This window comes from Amaricoccus sp. (assembly GCF_036846665.1).
Lineage (GTDB): Bacteria > Pseudomonadota > Alphaproteobacteria > Rhodobacterales > Rhodobacteraceae > Amaricoccus.
In genome coordinates, this window is record NZ_DAIUBO010000225.1 from 1 (window position 1) to 6078 (window position 6078).

A 6078-nucleotide genomic window follows, 5' to 3' on the forward strand; every position below is an offset into this window, starting at 1 on the left:
GCATCGGTCAATGCCGCCGGCGCCCCGTTGTCACGCTGCTTTCACCCTTTTGCCCCGGGCCGTTAATGTTCCTGCGGTAACATTATGGCAATCAAGCGGATTTGGAAGTTCGAATGGCCTACCTCGGAATAACGGCATCGGAAGGCGGGCTCGTCCCCGTGGACGATGACCGCGATCTGGAGGTGGCGCTCGGGGCAAGCCTCGAAAGCCTTCCCCCCGCCGCGCCGATTCTGATCCTGATCCACGGCTACAAGTTCGACCCCGCGCATCCCGTCACCAACCCGCACGGCTCGCTCTTCTCCTTCAGCGCCGACAACAGCAGCCGCAAGATCCGCAGCTGGCCGACGGGCCTCGGGTTCGGCCGCACCGACACCGCCTCGGGCCTCTGCATCGGCTTCGCCTGGCCGGCGAGAGCCTCGCATCTGGGCAGCCTCCTGCGCCGCGGACGCACCGGCTTCGCCGAGGTCTACGACCGGGCGCCCGCCTATGGCGAGAAGCTCGCGGAACTCGTCGCGCGCATCCAGGCGATCGCGCCCGGGCGCGTGGTCGACCTGCTGGCGCATTCGCTCGGAGCCCGGGTCGCGCTCGCCGCCCTGCCCTTCCTCGACATCGCGCCGGGCAAGGTGATCCTTCTCGGCGCCGCGGAATACGACGCCCGCGCGCTCGAGTTCCTCGAGGCGCTGCGCTGCCCGCGCCCGCCGCATGTCTTCAACGTCACGGCGCGGGCGAACGACGTCTATGACGCGATGTTCGAGAGCTTCGCGCCGCGCCGGAGCTGGCGCGACCGCGCGATCGGCCTCGGTCTCGGGGTCCAGAGCCCCTGCTGGCTCGACCTCCAGATCGACCGCGCCGACGTGGCCGCCTGGGCCCGACAGCGCGGCATCCCGCTCACGCCCTGGGACGCGCGTCTCTGCCACTGGAGCTTCTACACCCGCCGCGGCGCCTTCGACCTCTACCAGGCGATCCTGCGGCGGCGCCCCGGCTGGGATTTCGCCAGCCTGCGCGCCGCGCCCTGCTTCGCCGGCCAGGAGCCGCGCTGGAGCCGGCTCCGCCCGCGGCTCGGGCTTCCCTCCGGCAGCATCGAGATCGGGCAGGAACCGGGCCGCGCTTGACACCGCGCCGCAAAGGGCCATGTCGGCGCATGCAGGCAGCGGCACGATAACGGCATGAGCGACCCCATCGAGCTTTACTACTGGCCGACCCCGAACGGCTGGAAGATCTCCATCGCCCTTCTGGAGATGGACCTGCCCTTCCGCCTGCATTTCGTCGACATCAACGCCGGCGAGCAGTTCGACGCCGATTTCCGGCGCATCTCGCCCAACGGCCGCATTCCCGCCATCGTCGATCCCGACGGCCCGGACGGCGCGCCGGTCGCGATCTTCGAATCCGGCGCGATCCTGAGCTATCTCGCCCGCAAGACCGGCCGTTTCTTTGGCGCCAGCGAACGCGAGCGGATCGAGGTCGACCAGTGGCTCTTCTGGCAGGTCGGCAATGTCGGCCCCATGGCCGGACAGGCCCACCATTTCCTGCGCTACGCCCCCGCCATGGATCCGCCCCACGACCTGCCCTATGCCAAGGACCGCTACCGCAACGAGGTCGGCCGCCTCTACCGGGTGCTGGATCATCGGCTCGCGGAGCGCGACTTCGTCGCCGGCCCCTATTCCATCGCCGACATGGCGATCTGGCCCTGGGCGAGCCGCTGGCAGCGGCAGGAGCAGGATCTCGACCGCTTCCCGCACATGAAGGCCTGGTTCGACCGTCTCGAGGCCCGCCCCGCCGTGAGCGCCGGCCGCGCCCTCGGCGCCGAGCGGCGCCGGGAGATCACCACGGACCGCGCGGCGCAGAGGACCCTCTTCGGCCAGACCGCGGCCGAGTGACGCCACCGCCCGAAACGGGCTTCGCCCCCCGGGCGGCGCGCCGGGACCGATCCGCCCCGATCTAAGCCGGCGGTGAAACCCGACATCCCTCGCCCGGCGGCGCGCGCCTCCGGGCGACCGGACCGGGCGACGCGCCACCGGCGCCTCGCCCTTTCGGTCCGCGGCATGCTCCGCGGGCCGCGCGGGGCGCGGCCTTCTCCCCGGCATGCCGCCGCGGAAGCGGCGCCGGCGGAAAGACAACCGGCCGTCGCTTCCTCCCGCCACGCCCCGGCAGGGGAAAAGCCAATTGAAGCGCGCCGGACCGGGGTCTATACCCCCTGCCATGTTCAGGCAGATCGGCATCCCCATCCGAATTACCGCCCCGGCGCTCTGACCGCACGGAGCCGCCGGAGACCGATGGCCCGCGCCACGAGACATTCCCATTCGACCTGACGGAAGGCCCGCCCGATGTGCGCCGAGACGACGACCGACCTGCCCGATTACAAGGACACGCTCTTCCTGCCGAAGACCGCCTTTCCCATGCGCGCCGGCCTGCCGCAGCGCGAACCGGAATGGCTGGCCCGCTGGGAGCGCATCGGCGTCTACGACCGGCTGCGCGAGACCGGGGCGGGCCGGGAGGCCTTCGTGCTCCACGACGGGCCGCCCTATGCCAACGGGCATCTCCACATCGGGCATGCCCTGAACAAGATCCTCAAGGATTTCGTCGTGCGCTCGCAGCAGATGATGGGCAAGGACAGCCGCTACGTGCCGGGCTGGGACTGCCACGGCCTGCCGATCGAATGGAAGATCGAGGAGCAGTACCGCGCCAAGGGCCGGAACAAGGACGAGGTGCCGGTGAACGAGCTGCGCGCCGAATGCCGCCGCTTCGCGGAATCCTGGGTGGACATCCAGCGCGAGGAGTTCAAGCGGCTCGGCGTCAGCGGCAACTGGGCCGATCCGTATCTCACCATGGCCTTCGACGCCGAGGCGGTGATCGCCGAGGAATTCATGAAGTTCGTGATGAACGGCTCGCTCTATCTCGGCTCCAAGCCGGTGATGTGGTCGCCGGTGGAGAAGACCGCGCTCGCCGAGGCCGAGGTGGAATACCGCGACCACCAGAGCCACACGATCTGGGTGAAGTTCCCGGTCGTAAAGTCGAACATCGCCTTGAGCCGGGCTGTTGCGGAGGGGGAGAGCTTCGAAGAAGGAAATAAGGAGCTCCACAAGCTTCTCAAGGAGCAGACGGAGCTCAACGAGTTGCTTGAGCAAGCCAATGTGATTATCTGGACGACCACACCGTGGACCATTCCTTCCAATCGAGCGGTGGCCTTTGGCTACGACATCTCATACGGCTTGTACCGCGTACTGGATGTCCCACCTGCGAACTGGGCCAAGTCGGGTGATCTGTACCTGCTTGCCGACAAGCTTGCGCCCGAGGTCTTCAAAGCGGCACGAGCGCAATACGAGCGCGTGCGAGACGTTCCCTCCGGTCTTCAGGAGCTAGAGCAGGTCACGCTCGCGCACCCGCTCCGCGGTGCGCTGGCTGCAAACGGAGAATGGGACTTCGACGTGCCAATGCTGCTCGGCGGTCACGTCACCGACGATTCCGGCACCGGCTTCGTTCACACAGCACCCTCGCATGGTGCCGACGACTACGCGCTCGGGGTGAAGCACGGCCTGCCCATGACCTACAACGTGCTGGAGGATTCGAGCTTCCGCGCAGACCTGCCGCTCTTCGGGGGCGCGCTGATCTTCGATCACAAGGGCAAGGAGAAGGACGCGAACCCGCGGGTCATCGAGGCCCTCGCCGCGGCCGGCGCCCTGATCGCCCGCGGAAGGCTGACACATTCCTACCCGCATTCCTGGCGCTCCAAGGCGCCGGTGATCTACCGCAACACGCCGCAATGGTTCGTCGCCATCGACAAGCCCCTCGAGGACGGCATGGACGAATTCGGCACCACGATCCGCGAGCGGGCGCTGACCTCGATCGACCGGCTGGTGACCTGGACGCCGCAGAGCGGGCGCAACCGCCTCTATTCGATGATCGAGGTCCGGCCCGACTGGGTGCTGTCGCGCCAGCGCGCCTGGGGCGTGCCGCTGACCTGCTTCGTGAAGCGGCAGGCCGACGGCGGGGTCGAGATCCTGCGCGACGCGGCGGTGAACGCCCGCATCGCCGAGACCTTCCGTGCCGAGGGCGCCGACGCCTGGTTCCGCGAGGACGCGGCGGCGCGCTTCCTCGGCAACGACCACGATCCGGCGGAATGGGAGAAGGTCACCGACATCCTCGACGTCTGGTTCGATTCCGGCTCGACGCATGCCTTCGTCCTGCGCGACCGGGCGGACGGGCTCTGGCCGGCGAGCCTCTATCTCGAAGGCACCGACCAGCATCGCGGCTGGTTCCATTCCTCGATGCTCCAGGCCTGCGGCACCATGGGCCGCGCGCCCTACGAGGGCGTGCTGACCCACGGCTTCACGCTCGACGAGCGCGGCATGAAGATGTCCAAGTCCCTGGGCAATACCGTGGCGCCCGAGGACGTGGTGCGGCAATACGGCGCCGACATCCTGCGGCTCTGGGTGGCACAGGCGGATTATACCGCCGACCAGCGCATCGGGCCGGAGATCCTCAAGGGCTCGGCGGATGCCTACCGGCGGCTTCGCAACACGATGCGCTTCCTGCTCGGGGCGCTCGAAGGCTTCGACGAGGCCGAGCGCCTCGAGCCCGACGCGATGCCGGAACTCGAGCGCTGGGTCCTGCACCGGCTGGCCGAGCTCGACGGAATCGTGCGGGCGGGCTATGCCGCCTACGACTTCCAGCACGTCTTCCACCATCTCTTCCAGTTCTGCACCGTCGATCTCTCCTCGGTCTATTTCGACATCCGCAAGGACGCGCTCTATTGCGACGCGGCCGCCAGCCCGCGCCGCCGCGCGGCGCGCACGGTGCTCGACCTGCTGCACCGTAGACTGACCACCTGGCTGGCGCCGATCCTCGTCTTCACCATGGAAGAGGTCTGGCTCGAGCGCTTCCCGGGCGACCGGAGCTCGGTGCATCTGATGGACTTCCCCGCAACCCCCGCCACATGGCGCGATCCGGCTCTCGCCGCGAAATGGGAGGTGATCCGCCGGGCGCGGCGGGTCGTGACCGGCGCGCTCGAGGTGGAACGGCGCGAGAAGCGGATCGGCGCGAGCCTCGAAGCCGCACCGCTGGTCCATGTCGCGGATGGCGACATTCGCGCCCTGCTCGCCGGCGTGCCCTTTGCCGACATCTGCATCGTCTCCGATCTCCGCCTGAGCGATGCGGAGGCGCCCGCCGGGGCCTTCACGCTCGACGACGTGCCGGGGATCGCCGTGATCTTTGCGCCGGCGGAAGGCGACAAATGCGCCCGCTGCTGGCGCATCCTTCCCGATGTCGGGAGCCACCGCCATGCCCAGGTCTGCGAGCGCTGCGACGAGGCGCTCGGCTGACACGACGGCCGGCCGGGTAAGACCGGCCGATCCCAACGACCTTCGCCCTCGCCACTCGTTCCGTCCGCGCCCGAGGGGTTCCAGCCCGATCGACCGGTGTCGATCGGGCCGCGCCGCGCGAGCCTGGGCGCCCAGGGAGCGACCTCGCCGGCAATTGGCAACCCGCGGGGGCATTTGGCGGCGCCACGGGAAGACGAGCGCCGGTCCGAAGACCGCGCCCGCGCGATCCCCGAAGCCCGGCTATTCGGCGATGACGGTCTGCCGTACCGGCCGGGCCTGCATCACGATGCCCACGAAGAGCAGCCAGAGGCTCGTCGCGAGCAGCCCGAGCTTGACCGCCAGCGGCGGCTCGAACTCGGCCCAGACCGACCAGCCGCCGAGGACCACCCAGAGCAGCGTCACCGGCAGGGTCGCCGCGCGCCAGCGCTCGGTGCGCACGGGATGGACGAACTTGAGCCAGGTGAACTGGGCGAGCGCCAGCACCACGATCGTCGCCGAGGTCAGCCAGACCGGCGGCGAGAAGGTCAGGAAGACCAGGAGCGGCATCTGCCAGACCGCGGGAAAGCCGACGAAGCAATTGTCCGCCGACTTCATGCGCACATCGGCGAAATAGACCACGCCGGTGAGCGCGATCAGCAGGGCCGCCACGAGGCCCCAGGGCGAGGGCAGCAGATCGGAATAGATCAGGGCATAGGCCGGGATGAAGACATAGGTCAGGTAGTCGATCACCAGATCGAGCACCACGCCGTCCCAGTTCGAG

At 68.9% G+C, this 6078-nt stretch carries 4 protein-coding genes; 3 read left to right on the forward strand and 1 reads right to left on the reverse strand.

Features of this window, described 5'->3' with window-relative positions:
- The first annotated feature begins 113 nt into the window (after positions 1 to 113).
- The 3 genes from V7050_RS17115 (at position 114) to ileS (ending at position 5318) form a co-directional block, all read left to right on the forward strand.
- Complete coding sequence (locus V7050_RS17115; protein ID WP_324365509.1) at positions 114 to 1112, forward strand: alpha/beta hydrolase; 999 nt, start codon at positions 114 to 116, stop codon at positions 1110 to 1112.
- 54 nt (positions 1113 to 1166) lie between these two features.
- On the forward strand, positions 1167 to 1877 hold the full coding sequence (locus V7050_RS17120; protein ID WP_324365510.1) for a glutathione S-transferase N-terminal domain-containing protein: 711 nt from the start codon (positions 1167 to 1169) through the stop codon (positions 1875 to 1877).
- A 447-nt stretch (positions 1878 to 2324) separates the two neighbouring features.
- Positions 2325 to 5318, forward strand: a complete 2994-nt coding sequence (ileS, locus tag V7050_RS17125; protein WP_324365511.1) for an isoleucine--tRNA ligase — start codon at positions 2325 to 2327, stop codon at positions 5316 to 5318.
- Between the two features lie 240 nt (positions 5319 to 5558).
- Here ileS and V7050_RS17130 read toward each other — a convergent pair.
- Positions 5559 to 6078: phosphatidylcholine synthase (locus V7050_RS17130; RefSeq protein WP_324410897.1), on the reverse strand; the 520-nt coding region annotated here is incomplete at its 5' end.